29 protein-coding genes are annotated in these 20,897 nt (G+C 49.3%); 17 read left to right on the top strand and 12 right to left on the bottom strand.

Going from position 1 to position 20,897, the window contains the following annotated elements:
- Positions 1 to 6: 6 nt before the first annotated feature.
- From KNP82_RS13040 to KNP82_RS13055, 4 genes are all read right to left on the bottom strand, one after another.
- The gene (locus KNP82_RS13040) at positions 7 to 531 is read right to left on the bottom strand and encodes a hypothetical protein (protein WP_029596164.1); all 525 of its coding nucleotides are present in this window, start codon (positions 529 to 531) and stop codon (positions 7 to 9) included.
- A gap of 13 nt (positions 532 to 544) precedes the next feature.
- Positions 545 to 997, bottom strand: a complete 453-nt coding sequence (locus tag KNP82_RS13045; protein ID WP_029596163.1) for a LytTR family DNA-binding domain-containing protein — start codon at positions 995 to 997, stop codon at positions 545 to 547.
- Between the two features lie 305 nt (positions 998 to 1,302).
- Positions 1,303 to 2,805 carry a phytoene desaturase family protein gene (locus KNP82_RS13050; RefSeq protein WP_214828284.1) on the bottom strand — a complete coding sequence of 501 codons (1,503 nt, stop codon included), beginning with the start codon at positions 2,803 to 2,805 and terminating at the stop codon, positions 1,303 to 1,305.
- Positions 2,806 to 2,973: 168 nt separating this feature from the next.
- Positions 2,974 to 3,573, bottom strand: a complete 600-nt coding sequence (locus KNP82_RS13055; RefSeq protein ID WP_051627757.1) for a TetR/AcrR family transcriptional regulator — start codon at positions 3,571 to 3,573, stop codon at positions 2,974 to 2,976.
- A gap of 171 nt (positions 3,574 to 3,744) precedes the next feature.
- Here KNP82_RS13055 and KNP82_RS13060 point away from each other — a divergent pair, with 171 nt between their 5' ends.
- Positions 3,745 to 4,473 (top strand): ABC transporter ATP-binding protein, encoded by a 729-nt coding sequence (locus KNP82_RS13060; RefSeq protein ID WP_029596160.1) that lies wholly within the window; start codon positions 3,745 to 3,747, stop codon positions 4,471 to 4,473.
- The gene (locus KNP82_RS13065; RefSeq protein ID WP_214828287.1) at positions 4,466 to 5,479 is read left to right on the top strand and encodes an ABC transporter permease; all 1,014 of its coding nucleotides are present in this window, start codon (positions 4,466 to 4,468) and stop codon (positions 5,477 to 5,479) included. Before KNP82_RS13060 ends, KNP82_RS13065 begins: the two co-directional genes overlap by 8 nt.
- Before the next feature lie 21 nt (positions 5,480 to 5,500).
- Here the strand turns inward: KNP82_RS13065 and KNP82_RS13070 are convergent, their stop codons facing one another.
- Both KNP82_RS13070 and KNP82_RS13075 read right to left on the bottom strand, forming a co-directional pair.
- Positions 5,501 to 6,043: a GNAT family N-acetyltransferase gene (locus KNP82_RS13070; protein ID WP_214828312.1), complete on the bottom strand. Its 543-nt coding sequence runs from the start codon at positions 6,041 to 6,043 to the stop codon at positions 5,501 to 5,503.
- Positions 6,044 to 6,216: 173 nt separating this feature from the next.
- Positions 6,217 to 6,726 carry a glucosaminidase domain-containing protein gene (locus tag KNP82_RS13075; RefSeq protein ID WP_251128757.1) on the bottom strand — a complete coding sequence of 170 codons (510 nt, stop codon included), beginning with the start codon at positions 6,724 to 6,726 and terminating at the stop codon, positions 6,217 to 6,219.
- A 337-nt stretch (positions 6,727 to 7,063) separates the two neighbouring features.
- Between KNP82_RS13075 and KNP82_RS13080 the strand changes: the two genes are divergently transcribed.
- The gene (locus tag KNP82_RS13080; RefSeq protein ID WP_214756886.1) at positions 7,064 to 7,708 is read left to right on the top strand and encodes a plasmid pRiA4b ORF-3 family protein; all 645 of its coding nucleotides are present in this window, start codon (positions 7,064 to 7,066) and stop codon (positions 7,706 to 7,708) included.
- Between the two features lie 93 nt (positions 7,709 to 7,801).
- Positions 7,802 to 8,260: a hypothetical protein gene (locus KNP82_RS13085; RefSeq protein ID WP_029596155.1), complete on the top strand. Its 459-nt coding sequence runs from the start codon at positions 7,802 to 7,804 to the stop codon at positions 8,258 to 8,260.
- A 43-nt stretch (positions 8,261 to 8,303) separates the two neighbouring features.
- On the opposite strand, the gene KNP82_RS13090 is transcribed toward KNP82_RS13085, so the two are convergent.
- Positions 8,304 to 9,797, bottom strand: a complete 1,494-nt coding sequence (locus tag KNP82_RS13090) for a DHA2 family efflux MFS transporter permease subunit (RefSeq protein WP_214756888.1) — start codon at positions 9,795 to 9,797, stop codon at positions 8,304 to 8,306.
- A 155-nt stretch (positions 9,798 to 9,952) separates the two neighbouring features.
- Between KNP82_RS13090 and KNP82_RS13095 the strand changes: the two genes are divergently transcribed.
- The 5 genes from KNP82_RS13095 (at position 9,953) to KNP82_RS13115 (ending at position 14,160) form a co-directional block, all read left to right on the top strand.
- A complete protein-coding gene (locus KNP82_RS13095; RefSeq protein ID WP_214756889.1) occupies positions 9,953 to 10,825 on the top strand; it encodes a TetR/AcrR family transcriptional regulator in 873 nt (290 codons plus the stop codon).
- Between the two features lie 146 nt (positions 10,826 to 10,971).
- The gene (locus KNP82_RS13100; protein WP_214828290.1) at positions 10,972 to 11,985 is read left to right on the top strand and encodes a LacI family DNA-binding transcriptional regulator; all 1,014 of its coding nucleotides are present in this window, start codon (positions 10,972 to 10,974) and stop codon (positions 11,983 to 11,985) included.
- A gap of 348 nt (positions 11,986 to 12,333) precedes the next feature.
- Complete coding sequence (locus tag KNP82_RS13105; protein ID WP_353049064.1) at positions 12,334 to 13,041, top strand: ABC transporter substrate-binding protein; 708 nt, start codon at positions 12,334 to 12,336, stop codon at positions 13,039 to 13,041.
- A gap of 166 nt (positions 13,042 to 13,207) precedes the next feature.
- On the top strand, positions 13,208 to 13,708 hold the full coding sequence (locus KNP82_RS13110; RefSeq protein ID WP_131472855.1) for a hypothetical protein: 501 nt from the start codon (positions 13,208 to 13,210) through the stop codon (positions 13,706 to 13,708).
- 2 nt (positions 13,709 to 13,710) lie between these two features.
- Positions 13,711 to 14,160 (top strand): WapI family immunity protein, encoded by a 450-nt coding sequence (locus KNP82_RS13115; protein ID WP_214828292.1) that lies wholly within the window; start codon positions 13,711 to 13,713, stop codon positions 14,158 to 14,160.
- A gap of 38 nt (positions 14,161 to 14,198) precedes the next feature.
- Here KNP82_RS13115 and KNP82_RS13120 read toward each other — a convergent pair whose 3' ends face one another.
- The 4 genes from KNP82_RS13120 to KNP82_RS13135 form a co-directional block, all read right to left on the bottom strand.
- On the bottom strand, positions 14,199 to 14,348 hold the full coding sequence (locus tag KNP82_RS13120) for a hypothetical protein (RefSeq protein WP_158570788.1): 150 nt from the start codon (positions 14,346 to 14,348) through the stop codon (positions 14,199 to 14,201).
- Between the two features lie 77 nt (positions 14,349 to 14,425).
- Entirely contained in the window at positions 14,426 to 15,214 is a 789-nt protein-coding gene (locus KNP82_RS13125; protein WP_214828294.1) for a PTS transporter subunit EIIC, read from the bottom strand.
- Positions 15,211 to 15,558 (bottom strand): PTS lactose/cellobiose transporter subunit IIA, encoded by a 348-nt coding sequence (locus KNP82_RS13130; protein WP_214709491.1) that lies wholly within the window; start codon positions 15,556 to 15,558, stop codon positions 15,211 to 15,213. Before KNP82_RS13130 ends, KNP82_RS13125 begins: the two co-directional genes overlap by 4 nt.
- Positions 15,559 to 15,709: 151 nt before the next feature.
- Complete coding sequence (locus tag KNP82_RS13135) at positions 15,710 to 16,420, bottom strand: GntR family transcriptional regulator (RefSeq protein ID WP_214828296.1); 711 nt, start codon at positions 16,418 to 16,420, stop codon at positions 15,710 to 15,712.
- 198 nt (positions 16,421 to 16,618) lie between these two features.
- Between KNP82_RS13135 and KNP82_RS13140 the strand changes: the two genes are divergently transcribed.
- The 7 genes from KNP82_RS13140 to KNP82_RS13170 are packed head-to-tail and all read left to right on the top strand — an operon-like array spanning position 16,619 to position 20,241.
- Complete coding sequence (locus KNP82_RS13140) at positions 16,619 to 17,062, top strand: hypothetical protein (protein WP_214828298.1); 444 nt, start codon at positions 16,619 to 16,621, stop codon at positions 17,060 to 17,062.
- Entirely contained in the window at positions 17,059 to 17,487 is a 429-nt protein-coding gene (locus KNP82_RS13145; protein WP_214828300.1) for a hypothetical protein, read from the top strand. The genes KNP82_RS13140 and KNP82_RS13145 overlap by 4 nt, the downstream gene beginning before the upstream one ends.
- A 4-nt stretch (positions 17,488 to 17,491) precedes the next feature.
- The gene (locus KNP82_RS13150; RefSeq protein WP_214828302.1) at positions 17,492 to 17,935 is read left to right on the top strand and encodes a hypothetical protein; all 444 of its coding nucleotides are present in this window, start codon (positions 17,492 to 17,494) and stop codon (positions 17,933 to 17,935) included.
- Positions 17,936 to 18,445 (top strand): hypothetical protein, encoded by a 510-nt coding sequence (locus tag KNP82_RS13155; RefSeq protein ID WP_214799816.1) that lies wholly within the window; start codon positions 17,936 to 17,938, stop codon positions 18,443 to 18,445.
- Positions 18,438 to 18,908: a hypothetical protein gene (locus tag KNP82_RS13160; RefSeq protein WP_021065295.1), complete on the top strand. Its 471-nt coding sequence runs from the start codon at positions 18,438 to 18,440 to the stop codon at positions 18,906 to 18,908. The genes KNP82_RS13155 and KNP82_RS13160 overlap by 8 nt, the downstream gene beginning before the upstream one ends.
- 32 nt (positions 18,909 to 18,940) lie before the next feature.
- Entirely contained in the window at positions 18,941 to 19,486 is a 546-nt protein-coding gene (locus KNP82_RS13165) for a P-loop nucleotide/nucleoside kinase family protein (RefSeq protein WP_214828304.1), read from the top strand.
- On the top strand, positions 19,483 to 20,241 hold the full coding sequence (locus KNP82_RS13170) for an endonuclease/exonuclease/phosphatase family protein (RefSeq protein ID WP_214828307.1): 759 nt from the start codon (positions 19,483 to 19,485) through the stop codon (positions 20,239 to 20,241). Before KNP82_RS13165 ends, KNP82_RS13170 begins: the two co-directional genes overlap by 4 nt.
- A 33-nt stretch (positions 20,242 to 20,274) precedes the next feature.
- On the opposite strand, the gene KNP82_RS13175 is transcribed toward KNP82_RS13170, so the two are convergent.
- The gene (locus KNP82_RS13175; protein WP_214800034.1) at positions 20,275 to 20,517 is read right to left on the bottom strand and encodes a hypothetical protein; all 243 of its coding nucleotides are present in this window, start codon (positions 20,515 to 20,517) and stop codon (positions 20,275 to 20,277) included.
- 38 nt (positions 20,518 to 20,555) lie between these two features.
- On the opposite strand from KNP82_RS13175, the gene KNP82_RS13180 reads away from it, so the two are divergent.
- Entirely contained in the window at positions 20,556 to 20,897 is a 342-nt protein-coding gene (locus tag KNP82_RS13180; RefSeq protein WP_353049065.1) for a mannitol dehydrogenase family protein, read from the top strand.

Raw genomic sequence — 20,897 nt, forward strand, 5'->3', positions numbered from 1 at the left:
GCCGTTTCACTGCTTCTCCACTACCTGTATTTTAAACACACCTGTGCCCGAACGGTTCGTCAACAAGGTGATTAAAATCAAATCACCTTTGGATAAATCTGATAGAGAGAGCGTCTCCTCTTTCTTGTAAATGGATACTTGTTCCTCAAAAATTTCATATTCCATAAGCGTTTGATTCGTTTCATCGTTAAATGAATTACCTTTAACCGTTATCCAATTGTCTTCGATTCCTTGAATTTCAGCATAAAATGTCTGAATGTCAGACGGAGCGAGAACCCAGGTATCTTCCTCATATGCTTTGTACGCATTGGTGTATCCTGCAAAATAACTAATCAACACACTGATTACTAAGAGAACAATTGACAGGATGACAGTGATTTTATAAGGCGGCACCATCGGAGAACGTGTCTTTAAGTTGCCATTTAGCGCTTGATTGATGTGTCGCTTGTAGGCCTGAAAATAAAGCGTGACAGTCACAATAAAGGTGAATAGAACGATGCATGTCGCGATGATGTAAATAGGGATACTCATAAGTTCGTCTCCTTCAGATATGAAAATGATCTTTAAAGATATAGTAATAGCTCCTTGTCACATCAACGCATTTTCCGTTCGTTAGGGTAAGGATAAATTTTGTGGAAAGAGTGGGTTTGATTTGGTTGATTTGATTTGTTGCAATGACAACAGAGTTACTGATTCGTAAAAAAGACGTCGGATCGAGCAAACTGACGAGCCGGTATAATCGATCAGTAGCGACATAAACTGATGCTTGCGTTTCAATTTCCACTGTATGGCCAAAGGATTCGATACAAATAATATCCGCTACTGGTAACACGATTCGTTCATTCGTGTCCTTCTCTTTAACAGTCAAATGCTGAACAAAAGGAGTAGATGTACTCAGTACTAGGTCGGCCGTATCATCTATTTCAATTCCTTTTTCCTCGAGCATAGACTTAATCTCGTCATAGCGCTCGGTACTAATATCGAGCTTGATTTTCATGCACGAACCGCCTTCCTATGTACCAATCCATATATTTGAAATCAGTGTAGCAACTACCTCCTTGTTCATCAATACAAGATGAACACTTTACAGAAATATCCACATAAGTTGCATCATAGAGATTGAGCCTAATAAACAAAATGGATAATCGTATCTTGTCACGATAAAAACCCTATGGATGAATACAGATTGGTGAGTCCATCTGCTTCTCCATAGGGAATTTTACTAAGGTAGTAATCGGCTTCGTTAAGCGACCATGCCAATCGTATAGAATTTGAAGCGGTGTCGTTCCCAAAACGAGTCGGTCATTGTGTTGTGATTCCATCACGCTTCGCAATCTTGTCGCTCACTTGCTGGCCGCTCAATGTTACCATCGGCATGCCACCGCCGGGATTGACCGTGCCGCCGACGAAATAGAGATTGTCGTACAGATCGCTCTGCTTCTTGTGCTTGAAGCCGCCGTTTCGTTTCTTATCGGCGACGGTGCCATAAATCGCGCCACGGTCCGAGCCATACGTACGCTCGATGTCGTGCGGCGTCCAGACGTCACGCGTCACCGTATGTTCCCGCAAACCGTCCAAACCCATGCGTTCGAGTTTGTCGAGGACACGTTCTTCAAACGCGGCGTAGTCCTCTGGCGTGAACGGATTGTCCTGGATGTAGGGGATGTGCGGCAAGATTTTGATGTTTTCGTGCCCAGGCGGCGCCTGTGTCGGATCGGTCTTATTGACGTTCACCAAGTAAATTGTCGGGTCGTCCGGCAGTTCGTGCTGCTCGAAAATCTTGTCCATTTGTTCGTGCAAGTTCTCCGAGAAGAAGAAGTTGTGGTGGCCGAGCGCCGGATACGCTTTGTTCACGCCGAGGTGGAGCACGAAGCCAGAACTGGCCGGCTCATATTTCTCGACGAGCTTGTCGACGAACGGTTCGTCCGCCTCGACCATCTTTTGATAGAACGGGATGACTTCCATATTGGAGACGAAATAATCGGCCGAGCGGAGTCGTCCGTCTTCGAGTTCGATGGCCGTCAGTTGACCATTCAGCGTGTGCGCGCGGACGACGCCTTGCCCGGTATGGAGCTGGACGCCAATCTCTTCCGCGAGTTTCGTCAATCCTTCCGCGAGTTTATGCGTCCCACCTTCGACGTACCAGCAGCCTTGGGCGTGCTGCATATATATCATCATGTTGAGGACGGCTGGTGCACTGTACGGGGACGAGCCGACATACTTCACGTAATACGACAGCATCGTCCGTAAATGCGGGTTGCTGACCCGTTTAGCGATGCCGTCGTACATCGTCGACGTCAAATCGAAGCCGAACAACGTCGAGAACAGACCGTTCTTCGCGACCGCTTCGCGCGGTGATTCGAACCCTTCTTTCAAGTACGCCTTCTCTGTCGTATTGTAAATCCGCTCGGCATATTTCAACAGCTCGCGGTATTCATACATGTCTTTCCGAGACAATGTCGGGTTGGCGCGCTCCATCTTGTCCAAATCGTGATAGAGATCGAGCACGGTGCCATCCGGGAAGAACGAACGCCACTCGAGATCGAGACGTTTGATTGGCACGTAGTCTTCCATCCGCTTGCCGCTACCTGCGAACAGTTTCTCGAAAATCTGCGGCATCGTTAAAATCGACGGGCCGAGGTCAAAGCCGAAGCCGTCTTGTTCGAGCCGATTCACTTTCCCGCCGATATGGTCGTTCTTTTCGTACAAGGAGACGTCGTATCCTTTTTGTGTGAGCGAGATGGCCGCGGAAATCCCGCCGAGCCCGCCACCGATCACAATCACTGATTTGTTCACGTTTAGCATATGTGTTTCGCCCTTCTTCCACCATGTATTTTTTATTGTTAAGTAGAAACGCGTGATGTCTACTCTAACAGTTTGCCATCACGTCTCTTATTCCCTGCTTCGCGTAGAATGAACATGCATATCGGGCTCGAATGTACAAAATGATCAAAGTGGATGTTGGGAAAAAACTTAGGGCTTCAGACCGCCGGCTGTCAGCGGTCCTTCGAACGTGATTGTATAGATGATGCGGGCGATGTCCTCGGCCGTTTCGGGTCGGTCGTTGTACAGCCATTCGTAAATGACACCCATATGGGCCGATGAGATGTAAGACACTAAATAATCGGCCGGCACGAGCGCCTTCGTCTCGTCGAACAAGACCGTCGGGGAACGATGGAACAGCGCCGCATGCATGTACGACCGGAGCCGGGCCTGGAACTGCGGGTCCCCGTTCGGTCTGAGGAGCGGTTTCATCAAGATTTTATTGTCTTCGATGAAACGGATGAACGGGACGAGCAGTTGATAGGATGATTCGCCGCGCTCTTCACCGAAGACGTGAGGGAGGTTTTTGACGAGTTTAAGTTCGGCCTCATGGAAAATCGCTTCAATCGACTTCTCCATCAAGTCGAACTTATCCACATAGTGACTGTAAAACGTCCCTCGGTTGATACCGGCCCGTTCGGTGATCGCTTTCACGGTGACCGCTTCGAATCCATGCTCGTCAATCAACTCGAGGAAGGCGCTTTTAATCAATTGTTTCGTTCGTGTGATGCGTAAATCTTCATGTCCCATCTGAATATTCTCCTTTATCCAACACTTGAGTGAAAACTGTCTGATAACCGACACGATGGCCGATATTGCCGATTGTTGGGCTGTCGACTGAGGTCTATACTGAACCTATAAACCAACACGGTGTCTATTAATTCAGTGTACTCGAACAAGGCATCGAAAAGGAGAATGAATATGGATATTCAACTGAACGACATCAGTAAATCGTTCGGTGACCAATTGGCCATCGACCATGTCGGCTTTACCATCAACTCAGGCGACATTTGTTGCTTGCTCGGCCCGTCCGGTTCGGGAAAGACGACGCTCATTCGGCTGATGATCGGTGCCTTGGCCGCGGACAAAGGTTCGATTCGCATCGGAGAGACGATCATGCCAAACATGAGCATGCTCCACAAGATCGGCTTCATGCCCCAGAACGACGGATTGTATGACGACTTGTCGGCCGAGGGGAATCTTGAATTTTTCGGCTCCATCTATAAGCTCGGCAAACCGAAGCTCCAACAACGCATCACGGAAGTGCTCACGCTCGTCGATTTGACGGCCGACCGCAAGAAACTCGTCCGAAACTTCTCGGGCGGGATGAAAAAACGGTTGTCACTCGCAATCGCAATCCTGCATCAACCGGACGTCTTGTTTTTAGATGAGCCGACGGTCGGAATCGATCCAATCTTACGCCGTCAGATTTGGGATCAGTTTCAAGCGATTCGGGCGAACGGGACGACGATCATCGTCTCGACGCACGTCATGGACGAGGTGCTCGAGTGTGACCGGGCCGCGCTCATCTATAACGGCCGTTTGATCGCTTACGACACCGTGCCGCATCTGTTAGATCAGACGGAGAACGGTCGCGTCGAGGAACTGTTCCTCATCGCCGGTCGAGAAGGAGGGACGGATCATGCGTAACTTGGCGAAACGCGTCATCTTTCAGACGCTCAATGATAAACGGAGTGTCGCCTTGATTTTGATCGCACCACTTTTGATTTTGACGCTCGTCTACTTCCTGCTCGGTGACTCGGATTACGTGCCGGTCGTCGTGCTCGATGAGAACGCGCAAACGCAACTCGTCGAAGCGTTCGAAGCCGAGACACTCGACGTCCGGTTGGATACGGTCGACAATCCGTTCGGGTATTTAGAGGACAATAAAGACGTCGATGCGATTTTTGAAGCGACGCAGGAAGGGACGACCATCACGCTCCGAGAGCCGTCGACGAAGTCCTCGAAGGCGGTACGAGAGATTCAAGCGGCGTTGTCGGCATTGAATCCGGCGGCCGATATCGAGATGAACTATGTATATGGGGAAGAAGGCCAATCGACGTTCGATTCGTTCGGCTACGTGTTCTTGTCACTGTTCTCGTTCTTCTTCGTCTTCATTCTATCCGCGATGGCGCTCGTCAAAGAGCGGAGCGGTGGCACGCTCGAACGTCTACTCATGACACCGATCAAACGTGGACAGGTCATCTTAGGGTATACGCTCGGCTACGGCGTGTTCGCGGTCGTTCAGTCCGTTTTCATCGTTCTGTATACGATTTACGTGCTCGGGCTGACCTCGCTCGGCAATATCGCTTGGGTGTTTCTCGTGATGATTTTAATGGCGGGGACGGCCGTCTTGTTCGGCGCGACGATTTCAGTGTTCGCCCGTTCGGAACTTCAAGTCGTCCAAATGATTCCGTTCACAATCATTCCGCAAGTGTTTTTCTCAGGGTTAATCCCGCTCGACTTGATTCCGTACGGACTTGGCAACTTGAGCTATATTATGCCGATCTTTTACGGGGCGACCGCGATTAAAGAAGTCATGGTGTACGGCAGCGGGTTTGCCGGGATATGGGGCTATGTGCTCGGCTTAATCGTTTACGCCGCTGTGCTCTACTTGTTGAATATGCGGGCGCTCGGGAAGTATCGGGGGCACTAAAACGGGATTCGAGCGCTATGCTCAAATCCCGTTCAGGCGACCCATTAAAATTGTATCGTAGTAGTGACCGTCACGTAGTCGCTTGTCGTGTCGCAATCTGCCTTCCTGTTGAAAGCCGTAACGCTCATAGAGTGCGACGGCTTTTTCATTCGCCTCGATGACGCTCAAATTGATTTTATGAATTCCGTTCGTCTCGGCCCAATCGATTGAAGCGCGCAATAGTGCCGAGCCGAGGCCGAATCCCCAATAGGCTTGCAACACCCCGACGCCGAACTCGACGGCATGCACTTTCCGTTTCAACGAACTGCCTTCGCAACGGGCAAACCCGACAAGGTTTCCATCGACTTCGGCGACTAGGAAGACACGGTTGGCTGTTTCGCGGTCTAGTTGAATGAGTCGTTTGAACGCAGGAGCGTCGAGATAGCCCTTGCCCGGCTCGCGGTCTAAAAATTCGGTTTCGCTGTCGATTTGAAGACGAATCAATTCAAGTCGCTTCGCATCGTTCGTCTCGGCCAGTCGAACGGTACATCGTTGACCCTCTCGGATATACGTGCGTGGTTTTATTGAGGTAGCTCCTCTTTATTGTTGATTGCGTCAAAAAAGCATCCGGGCATTCCCGGATGCAGCTTAACGTTTAAGTAGTAAAGCGACGCCGGTCACGAGAAGTGCGAGTCCGCTAAACAATCGTACTTGGTTGCAAGTCACTATCTTTCACCCCTGTAAGTCATTGTAGTCGTTCATTTTTTGGCGACGCGAAGTTTTGTCCGTTCCATCTCTTTGTAGATTGCAAGGATGTCGTTGCCATAGTTGCCTCTCGGCTGCATCGCCCATTTGCCTTGAAGGGCAGGCCAAGTTGGTGCAGATCCTCGTTTCACGTAACGGAAGCGAGGGTCCACGAGCTTCATGTTCAGTTTGTCTTTCGAAGCGTATGCTTTCAGGTGCTGAATATGGGCCGTGACGCCTTGGAAAGGCGAGCGGAACGTATGACCTTTTACCCCGTTACCGACCGTTCCGATGCCCGCATAATTATGTTGCCTCGGGAGCACGTCACCTTTGTAACTGAAGTAGCCGGTCTCCTTCAACGCTTGCGCGAACGCGACATCGCCACGGACACCTTCTTTTGCTCCGATGACGACGAACAGCTTGGCGAGCTCTTCGACGGTCACACCTTGAAGCCGGACGTTTTTCGGATTTTTCTTTTTGACAAAGTCCGCCATCTGTTGAGGTGTTAATGCTGACGTTCCCATAATAGCACGATTTTCTTTTTTTGACGCAGCTGAAACAGATGGCATCGATATAATCAACGAAAATAGGATTAAAGCAATTCCGATCGAATAAACGAACACGTTTTTCATCCTTGTTCCTCCCTATTCAATAAATAAACTATGCAAATAATACCATATATTAGGCTTTTTAATTATTTCATTTTGATTAAGCGGGAGGAATCATCCAAATTTATGCAACTAAATCGTGAAGTGCTATTTTGTAAGTGACGAGTTTCCATTCATTCAGGTATTTTTGAAACAGGAAGAATCATCATCAGAAAAAGAAGCGACCGAAACGAAATTAGGAGGAATCGACTTTATGTTCAAAGCGTATCAGTTCCACATTCAACTTCTCGACAGCCCAACACCGGTCTGGCGCCGCTTTAGCATCCCGGCCGAGACGAACTTCAAACGGCTCCATGACGCGATTCAAATCGTTATGTGGTGGGACGACTCTCACTTGGCAAAGTTTGAAAATGATTTACGAAAGCCGACGTTCCGGTTCGTCTTATCTTCAGATGAAGCCGAGGAGCATAAGGCTCGGTTGTCTTACTTCAAGTCTAAGTCGCAATTACAAGCATTCGAACAACAGATTTATGAAATGTATCGGCAATTATCCATTCGCCAGATGAAGAACGTAAAATTGCCGACCGTCATCGAGTCGAATCCGAAACTTTACTATACGTATGACTACGGGGACGACTGGAAGCATAAACTGACGTTAGAGAAAGTCATCGACGACTATCCGTATCCATATCCGATGGTGACAGAATGGGAAGGGGAGACGCCATTCGAAGACGTGGGCGGGATGACTGGAAATCAGATGATTCAAGACATCCTAAACGATACGTCTCATCCGCAACACGAGGAGTATGTGGAAGCGTCTAAAGAAGTACAATTCTATCAAAAGGATAAAATCAATTTCCTATTGCAAGAATATGTGACTGTGAAGAGAGTGAAATGAGAAAAGCGGCGGAGTGAATATCTCTATAAAAACCCCACGATTTAAGGAAACTAAAATCAGTTGGCTTACGTAAATAGAAACGAGGTGATGGGAATGGAGAAACAAGCACGGATGCGTTCGATTCAATCGTATCAAAAAAGATGGATGCCCTTGCACGTATCTGTCGTCATCGCGGTCGGGATGTCGTTTGCGTTATTGGTTATGAATGAGTTTCAAACGGGTTATGGGATCGTCTTCTTAGCGGCGCTCGTCGTGTTGATTTATTTGGAGTGGCGCGAAAGCCAATTCATGCAACGGTTGACAGACGAACCATCCGTCCAGAAGTTCATTCGCCGCACGTATCTCGGCCGCAACGCTGTCTCGTTGTTCGGGGCCATCGGGTTCTGTTTGTTGTTTAAGAACGGATTCCAGTCAAATCTGTTCTTATGGATGATGATTTTCTTTGGTGCGGTCGCGGGCCAAGCGGCGACGACGATGTATTACGAACGCAAGATTCGCCAGCTCGACCCGGAACATCCGAGTCGGCATGACTTGAGTTTTACAAAAGGATAAACAGAAAACAAGCCGCCCTGTTCGAACAGGACGGCTTGTTGTGTTAATTCGCTTTTTTGAGTTCGGATTCTTCTTCCTTGAAGTCGAGCTTGCGTACATCGACTCGTTTTACGAAAAATGCCAGTACAAGCGCAAGTAGGTTCATCCCAAGTGCCACATAGAATGAAACTTGAATTCCTGACAGTAACGCTTGTTGCGTCAACGCGCCCATCGCACTCTCGGTGAGTGTCGCTGGGTCGACGCCGGTCATGAGCGACTCGGCTTCTGTTTTCGTGACAGAGTTCATGATGGTGACGAGGACTGCCGTCCCGATTGCACCGGATACTTGTTGGGCCGTGTTGTTGATGGCCGTTCCGTGCGGGTTGAGACTCGTTGGCAACTGGTTGAGACCGTTAGTCATGATTGGCATCATGACCATCGACATCCCGAACATGCGGAGCGTGTACGTCGTCACGATGTACGTGTACGTCGAATCGAGTTGAACGTTAGCGAGCATATACGTCGAAATCGCTGTGATGGTGAGACCTGTGATCGAGAGCAACTTCGGTCCGAACTTATCGAACAGTTTCCCTGTGATCGGTGACATGATCCCCATGATGATGGCACCCGGTAACAGCATGAGCCCAGAGTCGAGCGGCGAGATGCCGCGGACGCTTTGCACGTAGGCCGGTGTCAAAATCATGCCGGAGAACATGGCGACGGCGTTGACGATTGCGATGATGGAAGCGAGTGCGAACATCGGGTATTTATACGCCCGAAGGTCGAGCAGCGGTTTCTCCATGTTGAGTTGACGGATGACGAAGGCGATTAACGCGACGAATCCGACAATCATCGTCGTCAAGACAATCGGGTTGTCCCAGCCATCCGAACTCGCCGAGCTGACACCGTACAAGACGCCACCAAAACCGAGCGTCGATAAGACGAGTGACAAATAGTCGAGCGATTGATCTTTATTCTGGACCATGACGTTCTCGGCTTTCCAAATGGCGAGACCGAGACCGATGATAGCGAGCGGGAGAATCATCTCAAACAAGACGCGCCAGTCGTAATACTCGACAATGTAACCTGAAAGCGTCGGTCCAATGGCTGGTGCGGAGATCATGACGAGACCGAAAATCCCCATCGCCGTTCCACGTTTTTCACGCGGGAAACTGACGAGCATGACGTTCATGAGGAGTGGCCCCATCGTCGAGGCACCGACCGCTTGAATCATCCGACCGGCGAGCAAGATGCCGAAGTTCGGTGAAAACGCGGCGATGGCCGTCCCGACAGCGAAAATCGCCATCGAGGTGATGAAGAGGCTTCGGTTCGAGAACCGGGTGATCAAGTAGGCCGATGCTGGGACGAGCACACCCGTCACGAGCATGAAGCCGGTCGCGAGCCATTGGACGGTCGAGTAGTCGGCAATCTCCAAATCGACCATGATCGATGGGAGTGCGACGTTCAATAAAGAGTTGTTGAGGAAGGCGATGAACGCCCCGGCAAAGAGGACCGCGAGCATGAGATACGGCGGTTTCTTTTGGAATTCTGGTTTCATACGAGTTGCTCCTTTATGTTCTGAATAGTTATATACTAGTAAGTGTCGATGTCATGATTTTATACCCGTCGTATAAATAAATCAACCATTTTGTACTATCGGTTCAAAATGATATACTGAATCTATAAATGAAACAGAACGGAGCAGGAAATGATATGAAAGATAAGAAACGAAAAGTCGCCGATGTCGCCATGAACCTCTTCATTGAGAACGGGGTCCAACAGACGTCGGTCCAAGAAATCATTGAACGGGCGAACATCTCGAAAGGGACGTTCTACAATTACTTCGCCTCGAAGACGGACTGTGTCGCCAATATCCTTGAGAACTTGCGCTATGACGCCGGCCAGCGCCGCATCGAGATGCAGATGGGGCGGGACAAGCGTGACAAGGACGTCTTTATCGAGCAGATTTCCATCCTCATTCAATTAAATGAAGAGCGGAACCTCCACGCCTTATTTGAGTCGATCATGTCGGCGAATGAGCCCGAGCTGAAGAAGCTCGTCTTGCAGCACCGTGTTTATGAGATCGAGTGGCTCGCCATGCGCTTGACCGAGATTATCGGTGAGGAGATTCGTCCGTACTCGGTCGAGTTGACAGTACTCTTCAACGGGATGTTGCAACATATCCTGTTCACACTCCGCATCACGAACACGGCCTACTCGATTCAGCGATTGATTCGTAATTTGTACGCCTACGTCGAGTTGATGGCGGCGCGTATGGTCGACACCGGAGAACATATCTTGAACCCGGTCACTGTCGATCAAATGCGGGGGACGACGGATAAGAATCTCGTCACGAAAGATGAGTTGATTGGGATGGCGGCGCGCATCCATGAGCACGTGAAGATGACCGAGGAACAAGCCGATTTATTCGAAGCAATCACGTACGAGCTCCATCAAGACCGGCTCCGGAAAATCGTCCTTGAACAGTTGCTGAAACCGTTCCAACGTTTGTTCAAAGGTGAGACGGGAGAGACGGAAGTTCAAAAGTTCACGAACCTCGTTTGGTTATACACGCGGACACACTAACGACAAAAAGTGATTTTATCCGTTAATATAGAAGAAACACGGTACGAAAATAAATCTCAAAATATTCCACGAAAAAGAATTGATTCCTACAAATTCGTGCGCTACAATCAAATTACCGAAAGCGCTTTCGGGAAGAGGAGACTGACATGGGTACGATTTATGATTTAGCAAAAAAAACCGGCTTTTCGATTACGACCGTCTCTAAAGCGTTGAATAACTATAAAGACGTCAGCGAAAAGACGAGAGCCAAAATATTACAAGCTGCCGCTGAGATGGATTATTTGCCAAACGCACACGCACAGTCGTTATCGACAAAGAAGTCATGGGCGATCGGCGTCATGTTCTCGGAGGCGAACGAAGTCGGAATGAAGCATCCGTTCTTCAATGGCATCATTGAAAGTTTCCGTCACGCCACTGAGGAACACGGATATGATTTGATCTTCGCCTCGCGTAACCTCCGCAACCGCGACATGAGTTACCTCGAGCACTTCAAACACCGAGCGGTCGACGGCATTGTCGTCATTTGCTCGGACCGAATGGATGAACAAGTACAAGAGCTCATGCAAAGCGATATCCCGATCGTCGTGGTCGATATGGACAGCGCTAACTGTAGCGTCGTCTATTCCGACAACTCGGAAGGGGCCCGCATGGCTGTGAACTACTTGTATGAGTTAGGCCATCGCGCCATCGCACATATCGCCGGCGATTCGTCGATTGACGCTGGTGCGGCCCGGGTCAAGGGGTATGAGCTTGCCATGCACGCGCTCGATTTACCGATTCAACCAGGATACTTGGTGAACGCCGGGTTCTTCTCGGTCGAGGAAGGCAAACAAGCGATGGAGCAGCTATTGCAACTCCCATCTCCGCCGACTGCCGTCTTCGTCGCAGGTGACCAAATGGCCATCGGGGCAATCGAAGCCGTCCATGAACACGGTCTCCGGGTCCCGGAAGACATCTCGATTATCGGCTATGACGACATCGAGATGATCAAATACATCACACCGAAGCTGACGACGATTCGTCAAGATACGGACGAAATCGGAGAAGCGGCGGCCGAGCTGCTCATCGAGCAGATGACAGCCAAAGAACGACGGACTGAACGTCGTGTCATCCCAGTTCGGTTGATTGAACGTGCGTCTTGTGCACCGGTCAAAAAGTAAACAAGTCACGATGATCTTTCGAAGTCGCTCTGTTCGCTTCAGCGGAATGGAGAAGAGAGCGATTTCGAAAATCATTTACCTCGAATCGAAACCGCTTTCGATATTTTATTTAGTTATTTTAGAAAGCGCTTTTGATGAATTATTACCTCTTTTTGAAAACGCTTTCTAAAAACTACTTATAAAGGACGGTTCACTCATGCGAAAAAATTAGTTAGCTTACTCTCGATCGGAGCACTATCAGTCGGCGTCTTAGGCGCGTGCTCAAACGACGAAGGATCTTCAGAAGCGACAGGCGGCAAAGACGACGTACTTAAAGTTTGGTCGTTCACGGACGAGCTTAAAGAGCCAATCAAAACATACGAAGAGAAGAACGGCGTTAAGGTTGAATTGACAATCGTTCCAATCGCGAACTATCCGACAAAACTTAAGCCGGCACTTCAAAGCGGCGTTGGGGCACCGGACGTCTTCACAGGAGAAATCGCGTTCCTCAAGCAATGGGTTGACGCAGGATACTGGGAAAACCTTTCAGACGAGCCTTATAACGTCGACGATATCTCAGACGATTACATCCCTTACGTCTTCGACCTCGGGAAAGATAAAGATGGCAACGTGCGCGCGCTTTCGTGGCAAACGACACCAGGTGGCGTCTACTACAAACGTAGCTTAGCGAAAGAAGTGCTCGGTACGGACGATCCGGCTGAAATCGGCAACATGATGAGCTCGATGGACGGCATCTTCGAAGTTGCAGAGAAGATGAAGCAAAAAGGCTACAAAATGTTCCCGGACGAAGGCGCGATTCGTTGGTTCTCACAAGGCGCGAACCCAGAAGCATGGGTAAACGACAAGAACGAACTCGTCTTGACAGAAGACAAGATCAACTACATGGACTACGCGAAGGAGCTTCGTGAGAAACAATACACGGCACTCGCTCCAGAATGGTCACCATCTTGGTTCGAAGGGATGTCGAAGCCGATCAAAGTGAAAGAAGACGGCAAAGAAGTGGAGACACAAGTCTTCTCTTACGTCCTTCCGACATGGGGTCTCCCAGCGTCTTGAAAGACAGCGCGAAATGGTACGCAGGCGTCATCGCGGACCAGAAAGCCAAACACGCGGATAGCGTCGAGGCGTAAGCTGGATCCATCCCTGCCGCTACAGGGGTGGATTTTTTGTGTGGAACCGATTCAAGCGGGGAACGTATGAAGTATGGAGAGGAGGACGGATGATGGCGTCACACCATAGAACGGATCAAGAGCGGGAACAGGGTAAGACGACCACGCTTATGATGATGTCGTTGCTGTGCTGGTTCATGTACGGTTTGCTCTATGGGTTTGTCTATTCGAATGTCCTCATGATCTTTATTGTGTTGTTCTCTTCTTTTTTAGGCGTGAGAGGACTGATGGAACGGGACAAACGGATTGAACGGGAACGGGAAATTTGTGATCTCGGTGTGGAGATTGATTCGGAAGAAGGGGAGATGTTGATGAAACGTGAATATGCGACGTACGAAGTGACAGGCTATGACGACAAAGGAAAAATCAAGTTCATTCACTTGAAGGAAGGCGAGTTCGTCTTGCCGGTCGAGATCAAAGGCGACGACTTGACGAAAATCAAGAAGATGATGGAACTCAATCCAGGCGTGACGGTTATCATCCATGCGGCCGTCGATCAGAAACGGATGCGTCTACAGGAGATTGACGGTTATTCGCTCAGGAAGGACGGATAACGATGCCCATCGCCAAACTGATGTCACGAGATGAGTCATGTGATGTAACGATTGAAAGCTACGCCTATGCCTATCCGGACGCCGACAACATCCATGACGCGGCCTGGCATCGCAACTGGGTCGGGCTTCATACGCCGGACCATCGCATCACATTCGATGACGTCATGCTCGACAGCCTGCTCGTGGCTCACTACATACCGGTGTTCGAGTCGTTCGTTGCCGGTGACATGCAAGAAGTCAAGTTCGAACCGACAGAACCGTATATCCGCTTGACGATGACGAGGAGGGACACGGATGGGGATGAGGTCACGGTAAAGGGATATGTCGAACATCCGCTTGAAGGGGAATCTGAGGAGCTTGCGTTCACCTTTGAGACGTCTGTGAGCAATGTGACGCGTTTTTTGGAAGGGTTACAGGCAATCGCCGACGCATATCCGATTCGAGATCTGTAATCGAAAGCAGCCAGCGCTACGAATAGGCTGGCTGCTTGTTAATGAATGATTTCTTTCCTGGCTTGAACGCCAGCTGCGAATAGAAAGACGACTCCTAGTACGAACGGGACGACAGACTCTAGAGCGATGCCGGCAAGGAAAGAGGCGCTCATCAATAAGCAGAACGTGACCGTATAATTTCGTTTCATCTATGTACCAACTCTCATACTCATTTTCCTAAATATAACAGCCCTTCTCTGTGATGAGAAGGGCTGTCGTTTTTTACTTAGGCTGACGCTTTGTCTGCGTCTTCTTGTGCTTTCAACTCTTCACCGTACGACACGCGGTCTTGCATGCGGACGAACGGGAGGTAGACGGCTACGGCCATGGCAATCGTTGCAATCTGCAAGAGCGCTGCACGCCATCCGCCGATTAAGAAACCGGAGATTACTGGTGGTGTCGTCCATGGCACTTGAAGCGCGTTGAACGGGTCGACCCAGCCCCAAAGGATTGAGAAGTACACCATGAACGATGCGATGGCAGGAACGATGACGAACGGTACGAACATGATCGGGTTGAACACAATCGGCATCCCGAAGATGACCGGCTCGTTGATGTTGAAGAGACTTGGTGCAAGCGAGAGCTTACCGAGTTGCTTCAAGTGAGCCGAGCGGGCGACGATGAGTGTTGCGATAATGAACCCGATTGTGATGCCTGATCCACCGAGCTTCGTGAACACGTCGAGGAACTGGATTGTAACGATTTTCGCGTTCTCACCGGCAAGGAGTGTTTCACCCGCATCGAGGAGTGCTTGGTTTTGAAGCGTGTTAGCTGTAAGGAGTGGTCCCTTAATCCCCATGAGGATGGCAGCACCGTGAATTCCACACCACCACATGACTGACATGAGCACCACGATGATGACGGCTCCGGCAAGTGTGTCTGTCAAGTTTTGAAGTGGTGCTTGAAGCACGTCATAGACGACTTCTGTGAACGTACGCTCGGCAACCGCTTTCATCTTTTCGACTAACATACTTGTTGACATACCTGCTGCACAGAAGAGTCCGATTTTCATCATTTTTGATCCATTCCTTTCAATTGGTTGATTTCGTTTTGCATGTTCATCATATAGCCGAGCATCTCTTTGACGAGGATCGTGTTCATTAAGTGGTCTTGCGCGTGCACCATGAGGACTCCGACCGTAGCCGTTTTCCCTTGTGCCTCGAGTGTGACGAATTTCGTCTGGATGGCGTGTGCTTCTTTTAATGTCGCGTCACCAGCTTTGACCGCTTCAGCCGCTTCTTCTGCTTTGCCTTCTTGCATCAACAGCATCGCATGATGGTAGCTTGCTTTCGCGTCGCCTGAAAGGGCGATTAAACCGAAGATATCTTTGGGAGTAATTTCAATTGTTTCAGAAACCATATTATCTCTCCTTTTTGTATGGATAACCAAAATTCATAGTTACAAATTATAAAAAGATGATAGTGCACGATACCGCTTACATGTAAACCCTTTCTTTTGCCCGAAATGCGAACATAAAAAAACGCACACGAGAACAATCTCTCGAATGCGTTTAGGACTTGATGTTAGAGACTTTGAGCATCTTCACATGGCGGAAATGATGTGTCGAGCGCGATACGTCGAAGATTTGACCGTTCGTCAAATAGACGGTGTTGTCGACGAGAAGGGCCGGGTCGTTCTCTTTCAGTCCGAGCAGTGCCGCATCTTCCGCGTTCAAAAAGTCGGCGTAAATGACACGGTCGGCAAAACCGATGGCGAGCTTTTGGTCATTTCGGAAGTAGTTGTAGATCGACTTCTCGGTGATGTTCCGGTCGAGATAGACGACGAGGTCTTTTCGGAAATACGAATCCTCGACCGAAAACGGATGGTCATCGACGAGCCGGAGACGTTTGACGTAGTAGACGGGCGTCCCGACGTTGCACTTCATCCGTTCGGCCACTTCATCGTTCGCTGTCGTCAATTCGAAATCAAGGACGCGCGTCTCGACTTTCCGTCCACTGAAGTCGCTCGTGAGACCTTGCAACTTCTCGAGGTTCACATAATCGCTCATATAATGGTCACGGACGAAGACACCGCTCCCTTGCACTTGATAGACGTAGCCTTTGTTGACAAGAATCTCGATCGCTTTTCGGATCGTGTTGCGGCTGACGCCATATTTGTTGGCGTATTCGTCCTCGGTGAGGAGCTTGTTCGTATGTTGATAGACGTGATTCATAATATCCGTCTCAATCTGTTCAGCGACTTGCTTATACTTTGGACCCATGACTTTCTGCACCTTTCGCAACAAAATTTGTAGGTATGAATACGCTATCAGTATATCAGAAATTAGATATCGGTGGACGAGAATCCTTCCGCATTTGTTGAAAAACGTCGAACGATTGAAATGAGAATCCTAAAAATGGGCGAAACAAATTGGAAAGGTATTTCGTATAGAAAAGGAGAAGAGTGAGGGGGAGAGGGAATGGCACAATCAGTTCGAATGGAACGGGAACGAGAATGGAAGCAACGACACACACGCATCGGCTACGTCTTATTAACGATCGTCACTCTGGCGTTCGTTTTCATGTTCATTGGACAGGCGACGTGGATTGCCGTACCGCTCGGGCTTGTCGGCATCGCGCTGTTCGTTTCAGACGTGGCGAAATATCGGATGAGGCGTTCGTTTTTGGTCGAGTCAGCCGCCCAAAAGCTACTCCGTTGGCAGTTGGTGTACGACATCGTCAATACGAGTGTGCTTGTCATCATGGTCGGTGGTCTATTGATTTTTAGTCGCGACAACATCTATTGGGCGTTCGCCGTCGTCATCTGGGGAACACTCGCCGAGGTCGTGTCGCGCCACTTGAACCGGGCGCTACAAGCCCATGATCCAATCTTGCGCGCCCTTGAATTGGAGGAAGCGCGATGAGAGAACGCATTGAGCAGGAACGGGCGTGGTTTCGTTCGTTCCATCAACTCATCTTTGGGATTGTCGGTGTATTCTTGATTGTCGTCCTTCCAGTTATAGCATGGACGGATCATCTGTTTTGGGGAATTCTCTATATCGGACTAGCGCTCGTTCCCGTCAATGTTATGTATATTCGACGGTCCCTGATGCGGCGGACATTGAATCCGAAATTGTCGCATCTCTATCGCCGACAGGTCGGAAGTGACTGCTTCAATACGATTGCCTTCTTTATCGCTTTAAATGGTGGTGAGTTGTTTGAGTCGAACGTTCTGTATCTAGGTGGGATGCTCATGCTTATAGTAGCAGGGTTGTTGACGATACGAATCGAAAAGCGGATGAAAGAAGAGGATGTGTGGCTTCCTACATACGAACAGCCTAGGGGGTGAGCGGATGGAATCTTCTATTCAAAAAGAAGTCCAATCGATTAAACGAATTCAACGCTTTGGGGGCGCGGTTCTGGGCATCTACATTCTATTAATGATTGTTGCGCTTCTATTCGAAAAAATGTTATTGATTCCTTTAATGTGGACCATCGCCGTATTCCTTATTTTCATGGGGCATAAACAATACCGTCTCCTTCGCTATGTCTCGACGCACTCAAAAAGCTTACAGTGGCTAAAGGTCGAATATGCGGACACTTGGATTAGCGCGATGTTGATGGGAACGTTTATGACGACCTTGCTCACAACGGAGTCGCTTGGATTTGGGATTGGACTTCTATTTGGGATTTGGGGTTTAACTGAAAATCATCGGAAACGATTCATTGAACGTCAGTTGAAAAAGCATGATCCTCATGCACCGACGTATGAAGAATTGATGGAAAGGATGAGCTAAATGGAACTGTCACCACAATCAAAACAACAGATTGATACGATTCTCCGGTTTGAGAAGTGGACGAGTTGGGGTTTCGGTATAACTGTCTTCTCAGCGGTCGTTGGGATGTTAATTTACGCATCGTACTGGGACATGCCCGAGTCACTTATCCTTGTGCTCTTAGTGTCGGTTTTCGCTCTGATGATTAGCATCGAAACGACTCGATTTCTCATGTGGCGTCGGTTCGTGAAAAATGGACAGGCACGGAAATTGCTTACGCTCCGGTATACGATTTATTTGATTGGGGTTAGCGCAATCGGATACTACGGGATTGTCGTATTCTATGAGACGCCACAACCGCAGTCATTTCAGGCGTTCTTGTTGTCGCAAGCCTTTTTCTGGGGAGCTGCCTTTTTCGGGAAGTGGCTCGATCGCATCATCCAAAAGCATGATGGTCATTATTTGACGGGGGAGGATTTAAAACTGATTCGGGAAGCGCGCGACATCGAGAAGGAGCAAGGTCATGGATAAACGGAGCCAAATGCGTGAATTGACGGCGTTCGACCAGAGAAAGCATTCCACACAAGTGTTCTTGTCAGCGGTGTTGGCCGCACTTCTATTTTTCTCATTAGAGTATAATTGGCTATCACCCATGACGGTCATATTTCTCAGCATCGCAGCGGGTCTTCCCGATTTTCGCAAGATGTGGCAACGCGAGAACATTAAAAAACAATTTTTGAAGTCGGATGCAGCAAAGCGGCTCATCCATCTTAACTCCATCTTTGGGCTCGTGACGCTACCCTTCTTCCTAGTGTGGATTTACGCATTGCTCACGGATTGGATTTCACTTCAAGCATTCGCGTTGATTGGGCTAGGAGCTTACATGCTCGCCATTCTTGAGCATCGTCTGTATGAGCGGCATATGGCTCAACTCGACGAGCACTACGTCACGGAAGCCGAATTGCGAGAAGAACAAAAGTGGGGGAGCGCTTAGGCGCTTCCTCTTATATGTTAAGGAGGATAATGATGAATCGGAAAGTATGGATCATTTCAGGTCCGGCTGGTGTCGGAAAGTCGACGACGGCGAGATGGCTCGCTCAAAGCATGGAGAAGAGTGCATACGTGTCGGGGGATGACATCAGTCATATGGCAGTCTCTGGTCGTGAAAGGCCTTGGGAATCAGAGCGGGCAAACGATTTGGTTTGGAAGAATATCGTCGCGTTGACCGATAATTTTCTTGAGGCGGGGTATGACGTCGTCGTGGACTGGGTCGCTTTTTGGCAAGACGTGAAGCGCTACACGGTTCACTGGATTGAACAAGGTGTCGAAGTACGCTACGTCATCTTATGGGCGGAGCAAGACGTTCACATCCAACGCGATCAGCATAGGCCGAGCGATGCGCAGATGGTGGAGCGGGTCATCATATTGCGGAACGAGTTTCTAAGCTCGGGTGCACCGGACCGTTACTATTTAGACAACACGGTCGGTGAGTTGAGCGAAACGATTCAACAGCTTCAAGAAAGCGAACAATTCGTGCTGACAGATTTGCAACAGAGTGGAGCCAGTACATGAGGATTGCGACGTTCAACCTCTGGAACAATCCGACATTATGGTCGGAGCGGATCGAGTCCATCTGTGCCACAGTGAATATGATTAACGCTGATGTGCTGGCGCTTCAAGAAGTCAAAACGCATGTGGAAGGGGAGCAAGGCATCAGTGTAGCCGAGCAGATTGCCCACGAAACGGGCTATCCGTTTTGCGTGTTTCTCGCCTATCCGGATTCACCCGATGAAGGGCTCGCTGTCTTAAGTAATATTCCTCTCGAGACGAATGATGCGATTTGGCACCACGAGGTAGAAGAAGCGAACTACTGTGCGATGCGAGTGACGTTTCAAGCAGGAGGTCACGCGTTCGGATTGACGAACGTCCATCTGAACTGGAGGTCGCCGGTCATTCGGGAAGCGCAAGTGCGAGCGGTCCGCGAGTGGATCGGTGAGGGAGAACGTTACGAGTTGCTATGTGGTGACTTCAATGACAATCCGCAGTCGGAGATCTATCGTGATTTGACCGCACATCGTTGGATCGATGTCGCCATGTGTGGTCGTGGAGGGGATGAGCCGACGCTGGATTATGTACACAATCCGTATTTGAAGCAGGATTCTTTGCAGAAACAACCAGCACGCTATGATTGGATGTTATTGCGTCACGACGAAGAGGACGTCCCCTTCATCTCGAACGTGGGCGTGTTTGGAAAGACGTCCGTCACAGACGCCGATCTATTGCCGAGTGATCATTATGGAGTCTTACTCGACCTCGACATCTCTTAAAAAAGGGGGAACGCTTAGTCGCTTCCCCCTTTTTCATTTGAACATGCGGATGACGAAGTAGAGACAAATGAGGAACGGGATCAAGAACATACTTCCGATCCACTCGCCTTGACCGAATAGGAGCCAGGCGAAGAGCTGGAATGACAAGACGCCGCCGGCAACACGTCCGGCAAAGCGATACGCTTTCGGGCGAAGCGACGGGTCATCCCACCATTCTTTAAAGAACGGGAAGCTGAACAAGAGCGCGAGCGCCAAGAAAAAGGCGGCTGGAAACACGAGAGGCGAAAGAACATAGCCAATACATTCAAAAGATCATCAAACGATTCGAGAATCCGAAGTTGAAAGATGAAGTCTCACGCGTCGCCCGCTCACCGATTCGTAAGCTCGGACCGAGTGATCGGCTCGTCAAACCAGCCCGCGAACTCATCGACAACGGCATCGAACCGAATGAACTGGCCTACGGAATCGCGGCTGCCTTGACCTATTACAACCCTGAAGATTCAGAATCTTCTGAACTCAATCTTTCCATCGAAGAAGACGGCATCGTCTCGACGGTAGAAAAATATCTCCAATTGCATGAGGATGATACGCTGACGAAGCTAATCCTCGAACAATACCACTTGATTCGCGAGCAAGAAAAAGCGCAAGTCTCGTAA

Origin of the sequence: Exiguobacterium sp. s26 (assembly GCF_018618235.1) — a bacterium.
GTDB classification, from domain to species: Bacteria; Bacillota; Bacilli; order Exiguobacteriales; family Exiguobacteriaceae; genus Exiguobacterium; species Exiguobacterium chiriqhucha.